Below are 17,330 nucleotides of genomic sequence, written 5' to 3'. Positions count from 1 at the left end.
CGGACTTCATGCCGTTTCACCCCGGGACAGCAAGTCTACAAGGGGAACGTTGATGAAATACAGATGCTTGCCCTGACTGTGTTCGCGGACCAGGCCGGCAGCGGCCAGTTGCCGCAGATAGCGGGCCGCCGTTTGCCGGGTGATGTTCAGATCATGCTGTACGAACTCGATGCGCGTGTAGGGGTGGCGAAAAAGGTTGTTCAGCAAATCCTGCGAATACAGTTTCGGCAATTCGCTGCGCATGCGGCGCTTGGTTTCCGCCATCAAGGTCCGCATGTCGCTGACCAAGCGAACCGCCCGTTGGGCCGTTTCTGCCACGCCGAGCAGCATGAATTTCACCCAGTCCTGCCATGCCTGGGGATTGGGCGCCTCGTCGCGCACCGCTTGCAACAGGCGGTAATAGTCGCCCTTGTTGCGATTGATGTAACGCGACAGATACAGTACGGGCGAATCGAGCAGGCCGGCCTGCACCAGGTACAGGACGCACAGGATACGGCCGATTCGCCCGTTGCCGTCGCTGAAGGGATGGATGCTCTCGAACTGGTGGTGGATCAGCGCCATCTTCACGATGGGGTCCATGTCGCAGCCGGCGCCGTCGTTGATGAAGCGCTCCAGCGCTTCCATGTGGCTCAGCACGCTGCCTCCGTCCTGGGGCGGGACGAATACCGTCGCCCCGGTGCGCTCGTTTTTCAGAACGGTGCCGCCGCCGGTGCGAAAAGCCTCGCTGCTGTTCTTGAGCAACTGGAACATCGAAATCAGCGTGCCATTGCCCAGAATGCCCTGCTGCTGGCGCATGCGCTCGTAACCGTGCATCAGTGCCTTGCGGTAACGCGAGACTTCCTTGGCCGACGGCGAAATCCATTCGGCAATGTGGAGGTCGGCCTGAAACAGTTCATCCTGCGTCGTCACATAGCTCTCGACCTCAGAGCTTGCCTTGGCCTCCTGCAGTGCCAGCGTGTTGATCAGGATGGCCTGGTTCGGGATGCTCGCCGCGCAGCCCTTGAGTTCAGCTAGGTGTCGATGTGCCGTCACCAGCGCCCGCAACAGTTCGGGCGTCTGGAAGTCGATGCCCGCCGGGGGCAGTTCCGGTATCCGGTAATTCGGCTGCAGGCTCATGGCGTGGCTCCGGGGTTCATATGGCGGGATAACATGAGGTGCATGTCATGTTAAAAAAGTTCGTTATTTTTAACATGAAACGCCCGTCATGTTAAAAATTCTGCCAGGAAAACCGGAGGTGGATTTTCACCGCTATCGCACGGACCCTAAAAATCCATGGACTTCCCCGATACGTTCTCCGTATCGGGGGGACGACTCAGAGTTCCGGCAGACGTTCGATCAATTTCTGCATGGCCTGGCCGCGGTGCGAAACCCGGTTTTTGGTTTCGGCATCGAGTTCGGCGGCAGTCCGGCCGAATTCCGGCACGAAGAACAGCGGGTCGTAGCCGAAGCCGCCCTCGCCTTGCAGTGCGGGCAGGATTTCGCCGTGCCATTCGCCCTCGGCGATGATCGGCTGCGGATCGTCGGCCGAGCGGCAGAGCACGAGCAGGCTGACGAAGTGGGCGCGGCGGTCGGCCTGGCCGGCCAGTTCGGCGAGCAGCTTCTCGTTGTTGCGGGCGTCCGACTTCGGTTCGCCGGCATAGCGGGCGGAGATGACGCCGGGGGCGCCGCCGAGGGCGCGCACGCACAGCCCGGAGTCGTCGGCCAGCGCCGGCAGGCCGCTGTGTCCGGCGGCATGGCGGGCCTTGGCCAGGGCGTTCTCGACGAAGGTGCAATGCGGCTCTTCGGCTTCCGGAATGCCCAGTTCGCCCTGCGGAATGACCTCGAAACCGAGCGGCGCCAGCAGCGCGTTCAACTCCTTCATCTTCTTGGCGTTGTTCGACGCGAGGACGAGCTTTTTCATGAGGCAAGCGCGCTTTCCTGGGCGGCGACCAGTTGGCGGATGCCCATCGTTGCCAGGTCCATCAGCACGTTCATCTGCTCGCGGGTGAAGGGCTCGCCTTCGGCCGTGCCCTGGACTTCGACGATGCCGCCCTGGCCGGTCATGATGACGTTCATGTCGGTGTCGCAGTTGGAGTCTTCCGGGTAGTCGAGGTCGAGCACCGGGCTGCCTTCGAAGATGCCGACCGAGATGGCGGCAACGTGGTCGCGCACCGGGTTGGCCGGCAGCTTGCCGGCCTGCACCAGCTTGTCGCAGGCTTCGTAGAGGGCGATCCAGGCGCCGGTGATCGAGGCGCAGCGGGTGCCGCCGTCGGCCTGCAGCACGTCGCAGTCGAGGGTGATCTGGCGTTCGCCGAGGGCCTTGAGGTCGGTTACGGCGCGCAGGCTGCGGCCGATCAGGCGCTGGATTTCCTGGGTGCGGCCGGTCTGCTTGCCCTTGGCCGCCTCGCGGGCGCTGCGCGTGTGCGTGGCGCGCGGCAGCATGCCGTATTCGGCGGTGACCCAGCCCTGGCCCTTGCCGCGCAGGAAGGGCGGCAGGCTTTCCTCGACCGAGGCGGTGCACAGCACGCGGGTGTCGCCCATCTCGATGAGCACCGAGCCTTCGGCGTGGCGGGTGAAGTTGCGGGTGATCTTGACGCTACGGAGCTGGTCCGGCTGGCGTTGGCTGGGGCGCATGGGTTTCCTTATTTCTTCGGGTTGTATTTTTCGATGGCGGCGCGGATTTCCTCGATCGCATCCTCGATCTCGTTGTCGCTCAGCTCGCTCTTGTAGGCCGGGTTGCGGCCGAATTCCTCGAGTCGGGTGGTGACTTCGTCCTGGGTCATGGTCTGCGTCGAGATGGCGCTGCTCGCCTCTTCGACGTAGGCGTCCTCCCAGCGCACGGCGACCACCGAGAGGTTGTCGCGATGCGGGCCGCCCTTGGCGTCGGCCTGGTTGAGCACCATCGGGATCGCCTGCAGGAGGTTGGTGCCCTTCAGGGCGACGGCCATCATGTCGCCGGAGATTTCGCCCCACAGGCCGTCCGTGCACAGCAGCAGGATGTCGCCGTGGTCGAGCGGCGTCTTGCGCGAGAACTCGATTTCCGGCGGGGTCGGGCTGCCCAGGCAGCTGTAGATCTTGTTGCGGTCCGGGTGAAAGGCGGCCTGGGCCTCGGTGATCATGCCTTCCTCGACGAGCAGGCGAATGCGCGAATGATCCTTGGTCTGCGCGATGACCCGGCCGTCGCGCATCAGGAACAGGCGGGAATCGCCGGCGTGCGCCCAGTAGGCGACGTTGTCCTGCACCACGCAGGCGACGCAGGTGGTGCGCGGCGTGTCGCTCAGGTTGTGGCGCGCGGTGTAGTCGAGAATGGCGTGATGGGCGTTGGTCATGCCCTTGAGCAGGAAGCGGAAGGGGTCGGCCAGCAGCGGGCGGGCTTCGCGCTGGAAGGCGTCGGCCAGCGTCTGGACGGCGATCTGCGCGGCGATCTCGCCATAATGGTGGCCGCCCATGCCGTCGGCGACGACCATCAGCAGGGCGTCGCGGGAATAGCAGTAGGTTGTCCGGTCTTCGTTGTTGGCACGGCCGCCGACGCGGCTTTCCTGGTAGATGGTGAATCTCATCGCAGCGGATTCCTGAATTTATCCACGAAGCGGCCAAGCCAGTTGGGATTGGTCTTCGGGCGGGGCGGGGTGATGGCTTCGACCAGCGCCTTCTGCAAGGCGAAAACGCTCTGCGGCCGGTACAGATGGTTGAGGTTCAGGCACCAGTCGATGATCTCGAGCAGGCGGTCGGAATACTGGCCGTCCCAGCGCACCATGGCCGGGGCCAGCGTGTCCTTTTTCATCCGGCTGTCGGCGGCCTGCGGGGCGACGCCGGCCAGGCAGGCGTACATCGAGGCGCCTACGCTGTAGATGTCGCTCCACGGGCCGAGATCCTTGCGCGTGCCGTAGTGTTCGGGCGAGGCGAAGCCGGGGGTGTACATCGGCTTGAGGACGGGCTGGTCGGTGATCAGCGTCTGGCGGGCGGCGCCGAAGTCGATCAGCACGGGCGTATTGTCGGCGCGCAGATAGATGTTCGACGGCTTGAGGTCGAGATGCAGCAGCTTGTTGGAGTGCACCTCGCGCAGGCCGTTCAGCATGCGGGTGAACACGCCGCGCATGAAGCGCTCCGAAATGTGTCCCTGGTGCTTCTGGATGAACTCCTGCAGCGTGCGGCCATGCTCGTATTCCATGACCATGTACACCGTGTCGTTGGCGCGGAAGAAGTTCAGCACGCGGATCACGTTCGGGTGCGACAGCCGGGCCAGCGCGCGGCCTTCCTCGAAAAAGCACTTCATGCCGTAGCGGAAGGCGCCCAGGTGTTCGGTCGTGATCACCGGGTTGATCTCGCCGCGGCTGCGCAGCGCCAGGCTGTTGGGCAAATACTCCTTGATGGCAACCTGCCGGCCCTCGGGGTCGGTCGCGAGGTATACGATGGAAAAACCGCCGAGCGAAAGCTGGCGGTCTATCGTGTATTCCTCAAGTTGGTGACCGTTGGGTAACGGTTGATTGGCTTGTTGCGCCATGGAGCTCGCGGTTATGATGCAATTTCAGGCATTTTCGGGCGTGTCGTCCGGCCTGTAAAGCTGGAGAGCCCCCGATAATGATTTGTAGTATGACTGGTTATGCAGTGAAAACCCGTGATGTAGATCGCGGTTCGCTGCAAATAGAGCTGAAAAGCGTCAATTCCCGCTATCTCGATTTTCACTTCCGGGTTACGGAAGATTTGCGGGCGCTGGAAATGCCGCTGCGCGAGCTGCTTTCCGCACGCCTGTCGCGCGGCAAGGTCGAGTGCCGCCTGTCCTTCAACGCGGCGGCGGCCCGCGCCGAGCAACTGCAGCTCAACGGCGACCTGCTCGCCACCCTGCAGGCGCTGAGCGCCCAGGTGCGCGCCCAGCTGCCCGATGCGGCGCCCCTGAGCGTGAACGAAACCCTGCGCTGGCCCGGCATGTTCGGCGACCAGAGCGTCGATTTCGCAGCGCTCGGGCCGGAGGTCATGGCCCTGGCCCGCGAGGCGCTCGACGACTTCACGGCCAGCCGCGGCCGCGAAGGCGCCAAGCTGGCGGCGACGATCGTCGAGCGGGTCAATGCCATGCGCGACATCGTGCGCCGCGTCGCGCCCCGCATTCCCGAAGCGCAGGCCCTGTTTACCGAAAAGCTGCGCCAGCGGCTGACCGAGGCCTTGGGCAACGCCAGCGACGACCGCATCCTGCAGGAAGTGGCGGTGTTTGCCACGCGCATCGACGTGGCCGAGGAACTCAGCCGCCTAACCACCCATCTCGACGAGGTCGAGCGCGTCCTGAAGCAGGGCGGAGCCTGCGGCAAGCGCCTCGATTTCCTGATGCAGGAATTGAATCGCGAAGCCAATACGCTGGGCTCCAAGTCGGCGATTACCGAGGTGTCCCAGGCCTCGATGGATCTCAAGCTGCTGATCGAGCAGATGCGCGAACAGATCCAGAACTTGGAGTAAAAAAGCAAGTCGTCTCACAAAGAATCAATATTGACTATAAACCCCCTATCAACGGGGGTTTTTTGTTTTTTGTGGTTGCGTACCATCTCATTAGAGCGCACCATTTGTGTGTACCGAAGCGTGTATTTTTCTAAAGTACACCAATCCGAAATTAGTACACGCGTGCCTCATGGAAAAGCTTACAAACGAACTCATTACCGAATGGATTGAAAGCAACCAGCGTTTTGAAATGCGCGGCGATGGTGGCGGCTTGTACCTAGGTTTCAGAGCCGATCAAAAGAATCCCGTTTGGCTATTCAGGTTTCGTCAATTTGGTGAGCAGCACAAACTCACCTTGGGCAACTACCCAACCATTTCGCTTGAAACTGCACGAGACTTGGCTCGTAGCTATCGGAAGCTCATCGACAACAATGAGAGCGTGATCGCAGTCGTCGGAAACAAGCGACGTAAAGATAGCGATCAAGAGTTAGCAAGAACGTTTTCTGCTCTGCTCAGAGAAGTTAGCTTGCATGGTGCAAAGCGCATGACAGTAACGATCGAATTCGACGGAGAGAAATCATGGGTAAGCTAACGGATATACAAATACGTGCCTGGATCAGAAACGGGGAGCGCTTTGAAGGTCGATCCGATGGTGATGGCCTCTATCTATGCTTTCCAGCCAGCGCCAGCTCCCCTGTATGGAAGTTTCGATATCGCTTTGCCGGCAAGCAACGCATCATGAGCATGGGGAGCTTCGCCTCTTTGTCGTTGGCTAAAGCTCGCGAAACAGCACGTGAACTTTCTGCAAAAGTTGCCCTTGGGCATGATGTCGCTGGCGAAAAGCAGGAGAGAAAACGCGAGGCCATTGAGAAGATTGAAGCAGAGAAAGCTGCCTGGACGGTCAATCAACTCTGCGATCAGTTTTATGAGCGGGTTATTTTGCCCAAGTGGAAGCATGCGGACATTGTTCGTCGCCGCATTGAAAATGATATCAAGCCCAAGCTTGGCAAGATGAAAGCCGAAGATGTTAAGCCCCGTGATATTGACGACATGTTGCAGGCTATCGTTAAACGTGGCGCACCAACGGTCGCAAACGATGTGTTACGTTGGACGAAGCGAATTTTCAACTTCGCCATTAAGCGGCACATCGTAGAAAACAATCCGGCAAGTGCATTTGACCCTTCAGACGCTGGCGGGAAAGAAGAAAGCCGTGAACGTTGGCTGACCAGCGAAGAAATCATCAAGCTTTTTGCTGCTATGCGTGACATGCTGGGAAGCTTCTCAATTGAGAATCTGTATGCGATTCGGTTGCTATTGTTACTTGCGGTCCGGAAGGAGGAACTTGTCGCAGCCCCTTGGGCAGAGTTCGACTTGGATAAGGCAATCTGGCACTTACCAGAGGAAAGAACCAAGACAAGCGCTGCGATCGATATACCGTTACCACCGATGGCTTTAGAAACGCTCAAAGAGTTGCATCGCTTGGCCAACGGCAGCAAATATGTATTTCCTGCTCGCAAGATGCAGCATCGGATGATCCCGCATATTGATTTGAACACGCTAAACGCAGCGCTAGCTAAACATATACGGCCGAAGCTGAAGGATGTCGAAAATTTCACAATTCACGATTTCCGGCGTACGGCACGAACACATTTGGCTGCGTTGGGTGTCGATCCATTCGTTGCTGAGCGCTGCCTCAATCACAAAATCAAAGGCGTGGAGGGAATCTACAACCGCCACGATTATTTTGATGAGAGAAAGGATGCTCTTTGCAAGTGGGCAAAGGTGCTATCGGCTCTGGAGGCGGGAAAAACTGATTACAACGTAGTTCCCATGAAGAAAAAGGCCGCACAGGTTTAACGTTGCGTGGAGACGCTTGGGGGCTCTATTTCTTGATCCACTTGAATATGCCATATGCTGCCACCCCTGCTACAACAGGAATTGCTGCAGTTATTGCAAGTCCAGCTGCCATGCCGCCTCCAACGACTGATCCAACTGCGGCCAATCCAGACGTTATCCCTGTAGCACTCAGGCCAGTAACGGTTCCTGCTGCGGCCACTGTACCCACTGCGCCAGCAGAACCGGCGGTTGCACCTATAACTCCTGCTTTTGTGGCGTTTGCTTCGTTGCTCATTTCTGCTTGCTCCTATGTTGTTATTCAAAGCTTCTTGAATGAGAAGGAAAACTACTTTGACTGTGCTCGTAGTAGTGCTGGTTAAATTGCAGGTCTTGATTATTTGATATTGGGCACTTGTGTTGATGATTTGGCAAGAGCGAACGTCAACTTCGGCCAATTGAGATTTTTACGCTCACTCGTTATGAGAGTAGGTAGAGATTTCAGAATTTTTCAGTCACATATCACCTCCTTGAGAAGGTGATCGTCTGCCGCAAAACATGGCAGATTAGCCAGAATCAAGCATCTGGCTCTGTACCTAACTCCTCATTACGTTTAAATCAGCGAGTGCCAGAAATGGTATTCGTTGATTTCGTTCGTCCTTTCCATCTACAGGAGTCAGACAATGAACAATCAATGCCCAAACTGTCACTCTGCACGTATCACCACCCGCAATCGCGCCCGTAAGACTGCCGGCCTGATCGGCACGGTTGGCGGCTGTGTCGGTGGCGCTACCGGTAGCCTGTCTGGTATCGAAATTGGCATGACCGTCGGCCTCGTCGCCGGTCCGCCAGGCATGCTCTTCGGCGGTGTCCTCGGTGCGCTCTTCGGCGCCGTGGTCGGCGGCACGGCCGGTGGCCTGTCCGGTGCCCGATTGGGCGAACTCGTCGACCGTCGCATCCTCGATAACTACCGCTGCCTTGCTTGCGGCCACTGTTTTAGCCTCACCGCACCCGAGTCGACCACGTACTGATCGGCTTGGTTGACCTCTGCCGTCTGCAATGGACGGCATCGCAGTTCTCGTCTTTCCTCCCATTCATTCAACGCCTCCCGTCTCTGCCGTGCATCCGGTTGAGCGGCTGCGCGCATTCATTCCCGAAAGGAAATCTCATGGCACACCTCGTCCAACAAATGGCCTATGTCGGCGCCGAACCGTGGCATGGCCTCGGCAATCGTCTTCCGGCCAAACAACCCATCGAAGTCTGGGCTAAATCTGCCGGCATGGACTGGACCATCCAGGAATCCCCGGTCCGTTTCATGGCTGACAGCATTGGCAGTCTCGGCATCATCCATTCCTTCGAAGATCAGAAGGTGCTCTATCGCTCGGATACCAAGGAAGCCCTGTCGGTCGTTTCGCAGCGCTATCAGGTCGTTCAACCCAAGGAGGTGTTGGAGTTCTATCGTGATCTCACCGACGTTTCCGGCTACCGGCTGGAGACGGCCGGTGTATTGAAAGGTGGCAAGAAATTCTGGGCGCTGGCCAAGACCGGTCAATCCACTGCCTTGAAGGGTAACGACCAAGTAGAGGGCTACCTATTGTTAGCCACGTCGTGTGACGGCACCCTCGCCACCACGGCAACCCCCACGACCGTCCGTGTCGTCTGCAATAACACACTGACCATCGCCGTAAATGGTGCCAGCCAGGCCATCAAGGTACCGCACAGCACCCGTTTCGATCCGCAAGCGGTCAAACAGCAACTCGGTATCGCTGTCTCCCAATATGACAGCTTTATGTATCGCATGCGTACCTTGGCCGAACGCAAAGTGAAGTCGCACGAGGCTATGAACTACTTCCTGCGCGTGATGTGCGATGTCCAGCCAGGAGCTATCGATCCGGCTGGGCTCGCCAACGAACGTGCCCTGAAGCGGGTACAAGCCCTCTACGACGGCCAAGGTAAGGGAGCTGAGTTGGAAGCAGCCAAGGGCACTGCTTGGGGGCTGCTCAATGCCGTCACCGAGTACGTCGATCATGAACGCCGTGCTCGCAGCACCGAGTACCGCATGGACTCCGCCTGGTTCGGCCAGGGGGCTGTCCTCAAACAACGCGCTCTCGATACGGCCCTGCAACTTGTCGCCTGATCATTGCCTGAATCCGCGTTTCATCATTCATACCTCGTACATGCCCAGTTCCGCTTATTGGCGGACTGGGCATTTTGCTTTCTGGAAGGAGTAACAGCATGCAATCACTCGCTTTACCTAGTGCCAGTCCGCTCAAGCATCGTCCGGCACTCAAACTGGTCAAGACCAAGGAACTGCCACGCGAGGATTGGCTGGCCGTTCGCAAGCAAGGCATCGGTAGTTCGGATGCAGCAACAGCCGTCGGCTTGAACCCCTACAAGAGCCAACTCGAACTGTGGATGGAGAAGACCGGTCGTGATGGCAATCTTCCCAAGGCCGATCCGCACGATGAAGAGTCCCCAATGTACTGGGGGAACATACTCGAACCAATCGTCGCAGCGCACTACACCAAACGCACCGGCAATCGGGTGCGGCGCATCAATGCCGTCCTGCAGCATCCCGATCCCAGCCTGCCCTGGATGCTGGCCAACATTGACCGCGAAGTCACCGGTTCCAGCGAGGTACAAATCCTCGAATGCAAGACCGCCGGTATCAACGGTGTAAAGCTCTGGAAGGACGGCGTACCTGAATACGTTCAACTCCAGGTCATGCACCAGCTGGCCGTCACCGGCAAGCAAGCCGCCGATGTGGCCGTATTGCTTGGTGGACAACACCTCGAAATCCATCGGGTCGAACGCGATGAGCGTTTGATTACCCGATTGATCGAACTCGAACGGCACTTCTGGCACTACGTCGAGAGCGATACGCCGCCACCGGCCGATGGCAGTGAATCGGCTGACTTGGCGCTACGTTGCCTCTATCCGGCAGACGATGGCCAGACCCTCGATTTCACAGAGGAGCGCAACCTGTCGGCCACCTTCGCCGATTGGCTGTCGGTTCGGCAAAGCATCGCCGAGGCCGAGAAGCTGGAGGCGCAACTCAAGCAAAGCCTGCAGCAAGCCATGGGCAGTGCCACGAGAGCGAACTTCGAAACCGGCAGCGTCACCTGGAAGAAAGCCAAGGATAGCGTGGTGCTCGATGTCACGGGCCTCCTCAAGGATCACCCCGAATTCCAGCAGCAGTACGCCATGAGCAAACCGGGTAGTCGGCGCTTCCTAGTCGCCTGAACCACACAAGCCACTTAATCAACGCAATCAGCCTTCCCGACCTGCCACCCCAGCGGTGCAGGCGGAAGGCATTTTTTACAGGAGTCACCGATATGTTGAAAGGTCTCGCCATTACACCGCCCGTACTGGGACGAATCTCCATCGGCAAGGTGGTGGAGAAGAACGGCAAACGTCTGCCAGAGAAGGACGATCAATTCACCATCACCAGCCAGGTTCAGAACAAGGATGGCTGGTTGCCGCACCCGCTGGATGAAAACCTGCGCAAGGAACAGGGCGGCAAGATTCGCAATATTCCGATCCGCTTGTTGTTCAACGATCCCTATCTCAACTTCCGGGCCGAGTACAGCTTGTTTGATCGGACGACGGGGCGGCCACTCTGTGTCGGCGATGGACAGAACTGCAAGCGCCAGACGGAAGAGGGCATCAGGTCGTTTCCATGCTCGTCACCGGATGCTTGTCCGCTGGCAAAGGGCGGTTGTAAACCCTACGGACGCTTGAATGTCGCGTTGGGTGATGATGATCCGCTTGGGAGCTTCGTATTCCGAACCACAGGGTTCAACAGTATTCGGACGCTGAGTGCACGGCTGCAATATTTCCAGGCAATCTCGGGAAACAAGCTTTCCTGCTTGGCGCTGGAACTGCGCTTGCGTGGGAAATCGACGCGGCAGAGCTTGGGGACACCGATCTACTACGTGGATATCACGCCGCAGACAGGGTTGTCGACGGAAGAAATGCTGGGGCAGGCCAAGCAACTAGATGAAGCACGCCGGCTGGCTGGGTTTGATCAGGAAGCCTTGGATCAAGTAGCCAAGCTGGGTCTGGGAAATGGGGCGTTTGAAGAGGGAGAGGAAGACGGAGGCGCAGTAGTGGAGGAGTTCTTCTCTTCTACTCCGGATGCCGATCCTTCGGCAGCTTCTACAATTCCAGATACGCCAATGAACAAGACGCTGGGGCAGAAACTAGAGGCTAAGGCTCTGGCGGTGTTGGGATAGGCAGGAGTTGTTTTGCAGCCTCAAGCAGTGACGTCCGCTGATTTGCTTCCAATTGCCCCCAAGCTGCAATCAATTCTGCAAGCTCGTCCTCTGGTGTGAAAAAGAACGGAATGGGAACACCTGTTGCGTTTGCCAGATGCTCGACCGTTAGCAAATCAGGTAGGTGCTTGCCCTTTTCATACTGATTCATGCGCGGACTAGCACTGAATTGATCAATGCCTGCTTTGATCCCCAGCGCCTTTTGCGAGAGGCCGCTTTTCTGACGGGCTTCTCGCAAACGTCGTGCGAAATACGTCGATTGATTCATGAATCCCAAGGCCCAGATTTGACCTAAGAGATTCTTAGTTTCTTAATTGACACGATACTAAGGAATACTTAGCATCGCTTTGCCTATGTCAGCAGAGTAAGTGCTGCATCACGTTTGCTCATCGCGCAAAAACTTAAAGGAACTCTGATGAACAACCCATCACCTCTCGAAACCCTCGCGAGTTATGCCATCACGTTCGTTGCCGGCGCTCTGACCACGGTTTGTGTGGCGGCTTACGGCAAATGGATGAAGCAGCAGGGCCGTGTCACTGGTCCGGTCGTTTCCCCGTAATCAGTAATCGGCGAGTTACTCGTCACATACCAAAAGGACCATGCATGTCGATTGATATTCAGAAATTTACCGCCGACGAACTCACCCTGGAAAAGCTCGACACGCTGGCCATGCGCCACGAGTCGTTCCAGGTCGTCGCCGTTTCCAACATCAGCGCTGTCGTTGAAAAAATCGAAGGGCGACTGGAAAAACAGGATCTCAAATGCCGTGTCTATTCCGAATACCGCTCTGCGGCGATGGCGGCGACTTTCAGTCCGGCTGCCGTGGTCGGGCTGGGGGCGGCGGTCGGTATCGGGTTGCACAACCTCGCTACCTTCAATCCTGACTACGAGATTGCCAAAAACAAGTTGGCCGGCACGGTCACCGTCAAATACGTGAAGTGAAACGATTCGGTATCGGCCGTGTATGGCCGATAGTGGATCACATAACCAAAATGCTTAAGGGAGAGAAATGAGAACACCGACTACCTGCGCCCTCCTGGCGCTCGCCTGCCTGCCGCTGTCCGGTCTGGCCCAAACCTATGTTGGCATCGGTGCAGGGAAGGCCGACTACAGCGATTTCACCCTGCGCGACATGGAATGGGATTCCCTCAATGTCACGCAACAGAAAGACAAACCTACGGCTGTCGGCCTCTATGTCGGTGAACGCCTCAATGACTACCTGGCCGTCGAGCTGGGCTACATGAACTTGGGTACCCGCAAGATCAGCGGCTATGTCACTGGCGGTGGCAGCACCGCCAGTGTCGACGGCAAGACCCGTCTCGAAGGCCTGGGTCTCTCCGTTCTCGGTAGCTATCGCATCGGCAGCTTTGCACCCTATGTTCGCCTCGGTCTGATGTATGGGCATCAGGACCGGAAGGCAAACAAGAACGATCCGGGCTTGTTGTTCCAGAATCCGAACAACGAATCCAGTACCACGGATGTGGTCCGGCCGATCTACGGCCTCGGTCTTGAGTACCAAGTCACCGAAGCTGTGGCTGTCCGTCTCGACCATACCGTGATCCACCACGCCAGCGTCGACACCATCAACAACATCGACAATGGCACCATTCGTCGGGATGCCTCGATTACTACCTTGGGATTGCTCTACAGCTTCGGCGCTAAACCGAACCAGACGGATTGGGGGAGTAGCAAATGGTCGATGGGCTTGGCCGGTGGTTGGTCGAAAACTTCGGCTCGCATGAGCGGCGGAGGTTACAACGGCAATGTCTGGAATCTACAGACCCATACTGTCAATGCCCAGGTGGCCGGCGGCATGTCGGACGACAAGACCGATACGGCCTATCGCCTGTCGCTCTTCCGGAACGAGGGAAGCATCGAGTACGAGGTGTATCTGGCCACGCTGGGTGAGTTCCAGTCACGCAGTGCCAACGATGGCATCACCGGTGGTGGGAATGCCCTGACTGGCGCAACGACAAGGACGGCGAATGCTCTGGGGGCTAACGTCGGCTATCGCTTCGAACCGATCAAATCCCTGACCATCCAGCCGAAGCTGGGTCTGGCGGCGGTGCACACGCGGGATGAAATCTACAACAGCCTGGATTTCGCAGGTGTCGGTGGTTCAGCACAGAGTTCAGTGGTGAAGAAGATGGTGCTCTCCCCAACGGCGGGGCTGGTTATTGGCTATCAGCTGACCAAGGCTATCGAGGCTCGGCTTGGCTATGAGCATTACTTCCTGTCCGGCAGCGATGCGGCGCTAGGAAAAGGCAATATCGGGATGGTCATGGCAGGGGTACGGGTCGGCTTGTAGGAGGATCAACGTACTGCATAGAGAGAAGGGGCTGCGGCCCCTTCGTCCTTTTGCAGTTATTTTTTTTGGGGTTTTTTGAGGCTTGCTGGGCAGAGACTCGGCCGAAGCCATCACTCGAGGAAGAGCAAAATGTAGTCCGAAATCCCACTCTATGTTGCCGTTAATACGCTGTCACTGGTAACCGAGTATCTAACAGCGATGAGGTGATTCATTCGTTCGGCAAGCGGTCGTCTATAGCTACACGCGCTAGATAGCCGCTCTCTACAGGCACTCTCCCAAGACTATCTCACCGAGCACTTGTTCGAGATGGATGGGGTCGACAAGGGTTACCTAGTGGAGTAAGGCCTCACTCGTAGTTCTAGCGCACATCGGTACCAGGAAACATGGTGTTTGCTCTCTTCCTTTCGTGTATATCCAGATCACACCTATTGGTTCAATTAGAGAAATTGAGGAGGAGACACCGGTCTTGCTTATTCATGCAGGTCCGTAGAGGGGGGTAACGCCATTCCGTGTACCCCTGGAATGTGATTTCCCATTGGCTCCGCGCTTATGCCCGATTGCGACAAGCCTTCAAGAATCCCGCAAGTCGAGGCTTGACGGTTATCAGGACAACGACTGCGCAGCTCAAGAAGCTGTTTTTCCAGCGCTTGGAGTTCACCGATGCGACGGACGACATGCCCGATGTGTTCATCCAGCAAGCGGTTGACCTCCCCGCAGTTTTCCTCCGGCGATTCCTTGAAGCGCAATAGCGTCCGAATCTCGTCGAGTGTCATGTCCAAGCTACGACAGTGCCGAATGAAGGTCAATCGCTCCTGGTGCATTACCCCGTAGATGCGGTAATTTCCCTCGCTCCGCCCTGGTTTCGGCAACAGTCCTTCCCGCTCGTAGTAGCGGATCGTTTCGACATTACTTCCCGCTAAACGCGCCAGTTCGCCGATTTTCATTTCTGTCTCCTTCTTTCGCTCATCACGTCCGGCCAGGCTGCAAAGCGATGATGGCCATGCCACCGAGGCATACGGCACTGCCCAGAAAATCCCAACGGGTCAGGGGAATTCCATCGACCTGCCATAGCCATAACAAGGCGACCGCAACATAGACACCGCCATACGCTGCGTAGATGCGACCGGCGGCGCCCGGATGCAATGTAAGCAGCCAGGCAAACAGAGCCAGTGACATGGCAGCCGGGATCAGAAGCCAACGCTGGCGACCCTGCGTCAGCACCAGCCAGGGCAAATAGCAACCGATGATTTCGGCCAGCGCGGTGACGATGAAGAGACCCAATATCTTCAGGAACTCCAACATGCTTTTCTCCTTGAATATTTTCATTGTAGCCGCTTGACCTTGTAGCGACTCAAGGGTTTTTAATGGCATCAACGAATAGGAGATTGCCATGCCCACCCATGCCGAGAAGCACCGATCCAATGAGCCTGAGCGTTGCGCGTGTTCAGGTCGCGGTGTGACGGATACGACCTCCATACAGGATGTGCCGCGTGTCGCTGTACCTAACTCCTCAGGGAATTCGAGCGTTTTTCGGATTCCCGCCATGGACTGCCCGAACGAAGAAAACGATATCCGCAAGGTGCTGACAGGCATTGAGGGGATTCGGTCACTACGCTTCGAACTGGCGTCCCGGACCCTGACCATCGATGGCGAGCAGTCTGCCCAGGAAAGTGCGTTACAGGCCATCCGCCACCTTGGTTTTGAAGTGCTGCCCATCGAGCATGAACAGATGGCTGAAACCCCATCAGGTCTCGGCGAGATCAGTAAGGCATTGATCGCCCTGGCATTGGCCATCGGGGCCGAGGTTTTGGATTTCTTCGCACCCGACACCTTGCCGTTCAAGGGGCTGGGTATGGCGTTGGCAGCAGCTGCCATCGCTTTCTCTGGATTCTCCACCTATCGCAAGGGACTGGCCGCATTGCGGCGCGGCCAGTTGAACATGAATGCCCTGATGGGCGTCGCCGTGACCGGTGCCTTCCTGATCGGCCAATGGCCGGAGGCCGCCATGGTCATGGCGCTTTACGCCATCGCCGAACTAATCGAGGCACGGTCCGTCGATCGGGCACGCAACGCTATCAAGGGGCTCCTTGCCTTGGCCCCGGAAACCGCAGAGATTCGACTAGGCGATGGTGGCTGGCTGGAGACGCCGGCTGACAAGGTTGCCATTGGCGCACTCGCCCGGGTGAAACCTGGCGCCCGAATTCCGCTGGATGGGCGAGTAACCGCCGGCAGCAGTGCGGTCAATCAGGCGCCAGTTACCGGCGAAAGTATTCCGGTAGACAAGACGACCGGTGATCCTGTTTTCGCCGGCACCATCAACGAGACCGGTATGCTGGAATTTGAGGTGACGGCTGCCGCCAACAACACGACCCTGGCCCGCATCATCCATGCCGTCGAGGCAGCCCAAGGTACACGAGCACCCACGCAACGTTTCGTGGATCGCTTTGCCACTATCTACACGCCGGCCATTTTTGTGATCGCCGTGGCCGTGGCCATCGGTGGCCCCGGGCTGTTCGACTGGACGTGGACACAGGCGCTCTACAAGGCGTTGGTTCTCCTGGTGATCGCCTGTCCCTGCGCGTTGGTCATCGCCACACCGGTTACCGTTGTCAGCGGACTGGCCGCAGCTGCTCAGCGCGGCATCCTGATCAAGGGCGGCGTCTATCTGGAAGAGGCCCGGAAACTGCGTGCCATTGCTCTCGACAAGACCGGCACCATCACCGAAGGCAAGCCTCGGTTGGTCGCCACAGAAGTGTTGTCCTCCACTGATCAGGAGGCGAAGGTTCTTTCCTGGGCCGCCAGTCTGGCCGGTCATTCGGATCATCCCGTATCAAAGGCTATCGCCACCGGCCTGAACCTGCCGGAAAACGGCCTCTCCGACTTCACTGCGCTTCCCGGTCGCGGCATCGAGGCTCGCCTGGATGGGCATACATTGATTCTGGGTAATCATCGGTTGATTGAGGATCGTGGGCTGTGCAGCCCCGAGATCGAGGCGCGTCTCGCCATTCATGAGAATCAGGGGCGAACCGTGACCTTGCTGGCCGCCGAGGACCGGGTACTGGCCATCTTCGCGGTGGCCGACACCATCAAGGAAAGCTCGCGGGAGGCGATTACCGATCTGCGTCGCCTTGGGGTCACGTCAGTCATGCTCACCGGCGACAACGTCGCAACCGCAACCAGTATTGCCCGCCAGGCAGGGATCGACGATGCACGAGGCAATTTGCTGCCGGAAGACAAGCTGGCTGCAATCGAGGAACTGCAGGAGCGTCATGGCCCGACAGCCATGACCGGTGATGGGATCAACGATGCGCCCGCCTTGGCTCGCGCCGATATTGGTGTCGCCATGGGCGGTGCCGGCACCGATACCGCCATGGAGGCCGCCGACGTGGTCATCATGAACGACGATTTGCGGCGTATCCCAGAAACCATCCGTTTGTCCCGCCAGACACACGCTGTGCTCTGGCAGAACATCGCACTGGCCTTGGGCATCAAGGTCGTATTTCTCGGGC

General features: G+C 58.1%; 19 protein-coding genes. 10 read left to right on the top strand and 9 right to left on the bottom strand.

Going from position 1 to position 17,330, the window contains the following annotated elements:
• Positions 1–6: 6 nt before the first annotated feature.
• From Q0P59_RS11075 to Q0P59_RS11055, 5 genes are all read right to left on the bottom strand, one after another.
• Positions 7–1,116, bottom strand: coding sequence for a Fic family protein (locus Q0P59_RS11075; RefSeq protein WP_295006524.1), 1,110 nt, complete (start codon positions 1,114–1,116; stop codon positions 7–9).
• Positions 1,117–1,312: 196 nt separating this feature from the next.
• Positions 1,313–1,900, bottom strand: a complete 588-nt coding sequence (gene rdgB, locus Q0P59_RS11070; protein ID WP_295006523.1) for an RdgB/HAM1 family non-canonical purine NTP pyrophosphatase — start codon at positions 1,898–1,900, stop codon at positions 1,313–1,315.
• The gene (gene rph, locus Q0P59_RS11065) at positions 1,897–2,613 is read right to left on the bottom strand and encodes a ribonuclease PH (RefSeq protein WP_295006522.1); all 717 of its coding nucleotides are present in this window, start codon (positions 2,611–2,613) and stop codon (positions 1,897–1,899) included. Before rph ends, rdgB begins: the two co-directional genes overlap by 4 nt.
• Before the next feature lie 8 nt (positions 2,614–2,621).
• Positions 2,622–3,539, bottom strand: coding sequence for a protein phosphatase 2C domain-containing protein (locus tag Q0P59_RS11060; RefSeq protein WP_295006521.1), 918 nt, complete (start codon positions 3,537–3,539; stop codon positions 2,622–2,624).
• The gene (locus Q0P59_RS11055) at positions 3,536–4,483 is read right to left on the bottom strand and encodes a serine/threonine-protein kinase (protein WP_295006520.1); all 948 of its coding nucleotides are present in this window, start codon (positions 4,481–4,483) and stop codon (positions 3,536–3,538) included. Before Q0P59_RS11055 ends, Q0P59_RS11060 begins: the two co-directional genes overlap by 4 nt.
• Positions 4,484–4,560: 77 nt before the next feature.
• On the opposite strand from Q0P59_RS11055, the gene Q0P59_RS11050 reads away from it, so the two are divergent.
• From Q0P59_RS11050 to Q0P59_RS11040, 3 genes are all read left to right on the top strand, one after another.
• Positions 4,561–5,427, top strand: a complete 867-nt coding sequence (locus tag Q0P59_RS11050) for a YicC/YloC family endoribonuclease (protein ID WP_295006519.1) — start codon at positions 4,561–4,563, stop codon at positions 5,425–5,427.
• 169 nt (positions 5,428–5,596) lie between these two features.
• Positions 5,597–5,998, top strand: a complete 402-nt coding sequence (locus Q0P59_RS11045) for an Arm DNA-binding domain-containing protein (RefSeq protein WP_295006518.1) — start codon at positions 5,597–5,599, stop codon at positions 5,996–5,998.
• Positions 5,986–7,263 carry a site-specific integrase gene (locus Q0P59_RS11040; protein ID WP_295006517.1) on the top strand — a complete coding sequence of 426 codons (1,278 nt, stop codon included), beginning with the start codon at positions 5,986–5,988 and terminating at the stop codon, positions 7,261–7,263. The genes Q0P59_RS11045 and Q0P59_RS11040 overlap by 13 nt, the downstream gene beginning before the upstream one ends.
• 25 nt (positions 7,264–7,288) lie before the next feature.
• Here the strand turns inward: Q0P59_RS11040 and Q0P59_RS11035 are convergent, their stop codons facing one another.
• The gene (locus Q0P59_RS11035; protein WP_295006516.1) at positions 7,289–7,537 is read right to left on the bottom strand and encodes a hypothetical protein; all 249 of its coding nucleotides are present in this window, start codon (positions 7,535–7,537) and stop codon (positions 7,289–7,291) included.
• A gap of 385 nt (positions 7,538–7,922) precedes the next feature.
• Between Q0P59_RS11035 and Q0P59_RS11030 the strand changes: the two genes are divergently transcribed.
• From Q0P59_RS11030 to Q0P59_RS11015, 4 genes are all read left to right on the top strand, one after another.
• Positions 7,923–8,270, top strand: a complete 348-nt coding sequence (locus Q0P59_RS11030; protein ID WP_295006515.1) for a hypothetical protein — start codon at positions 7,923–7,925, stop codon at positions 8,268–8,270.
• Positions 8,271–8,407: 137 nt separating this feature from the next.
• Positions 8,408–9,376 (top strand): DUF932 domain-containing protein, encoded by a 969-nt coding sequence (locus tag Q0P59_RS11025; protein WP_295006514.1) that lies wholly within the window; start codon positions 8,408–8,410, stop codon positions 9,374–9,376.
• Positions 9,377–9,474: 98 nt separating this feature from the next.
• Positions 9,475–10,482 carry a lambda-exonuclease family protein gene (locus tag Q0P59_RS11020; protein ID WP_295006513.1) on the top strand — a complete coding sequence of 336 codons (1,008 nt, stop codon included), beginning with the start codon at positions 9,475–9,477 and terminating at the stop codon, positions 10,480–10,482.
• A gap of 92 nt (positions 10,483–10,574) precedes the next feature.
• Complete coding sequence (locus Q0P59_RS11015; RefSeq protein WP_295006512.1) at positions 10,575–11,474, top strand: hydrolase or metal-binding protein; 900 nt, start codon at positions 10,575–10,577, stop codon at positions 11,472–11,474.
• On the opposite strand, the gene Q0P59_RS11010 is transcribed toward Q0P59_RS11015, so the two are convergent.
• The gene (locus Q0P59_RS11010) at positions 11,449–11,781 is read right to left on the bottom strand and encodes a helix-turn-helix transcriptional regulator (RefSeq protein WP_084019515.1); all 333 of its coding nucleotides are present in this window, start codon (positions 11,779–11,781) and stop codon (positions 11,449–11,451) included. The two genes, Q0P59_RS11015 and Q0P59_RS11010, sit on opposite strands and share 26 nt — an antisense overlap.
• A gap of 335 nt (positions 11,782–12,116) precedes the next feature.
• On the opposite strand from Q0P59_RS11010, the gene Q0P59_RS11005 reads away from it, so the two are divergent.
• Both Q0P59_RS11005 and Q0P59_RS11000 read left to right on the top strand, forming a co-directional pair.
• On the top strand, positions 12,117–12,455 hold the full coding sequence (locus Q0P59_RS11005) for a hypothetical protein (RefSeq protein WP_051452893.1): 339 nt from the start codon (positions 12,117–12,119) through the stop codon (positions 12,453–12,455).
• Positions 12,456–12,522: 67 nt separating this feature from the next.
• Positions 12,523–13,821, top strand: a complete 1,299-nt coding sequence (locus Q0P59_RS11000) for an outer membrane beta-barrel protein (RefSeq protein WP_027456356.1) — start codon at positions 12,523–12,525, stop codon at positions 13,819–13,821.
• Positions 13,822–14,291: 470 nt separating this feature from the next.
• On the opposite strand, the gene cadR is transcribed toward Q0P59_RS11000, so the two are convergent.
• Both cadR and Q0P59_RS10990 read right to left on the bottom strand, forming a co-directional pair.
• Positions 14,292–14,765 (bottom strand): Cd(II)/Pb(II)-responsive transcriptional regulator, encoded by a 474-nt coding sequence (gene cadR / locus Q0P59_RS10995; RefSeq protein ID WP_084019514.1) that lies wholly within the window; start codon positions 14,763–14,765, stop codon positions 14,292–14,294.
• A gap of 22 nt (positions 14,766–14,787) precedes the next feature.
• Entirely contained in the window at positions 14,788–15,123 is a 336-nt protein-coding gene (locus Q0P59_RS10990; RefSeq protein WP_295006575.1) for a YnfA family protein, read from the bottom strand.
• 241 nt (positions 15,124–15,364) lie between these two features.
• Here Q0P59_RS10990 and Q0P59_RS10985 point away from each other — a divergent pair.
• Positions 15,365–17,330: heavy metal translocating P-type ATPase (locus Q0P59_RS10985; RefSeq protein ID WP_295006511.1), on the top strand; the 1,966-nt coding region annotated here is incomplete at its 3' end.

Origin of the sequence: uncultured Dechloromonas sp. (genome assembly GCF_945957265.1) — a bacterium.
In the GTDB taxonomy this organism is placed as follows: domain Bacteria; phylum Pseudomonadota; class Gammaproteobacteria; order Burkholderiales; family Rhodocyclaceae; genus Azonexus.
Note: the sequence above shows the minus strand (reverse complement) of the source record. Positions and strands in the feature narration are given on the sequence as shown.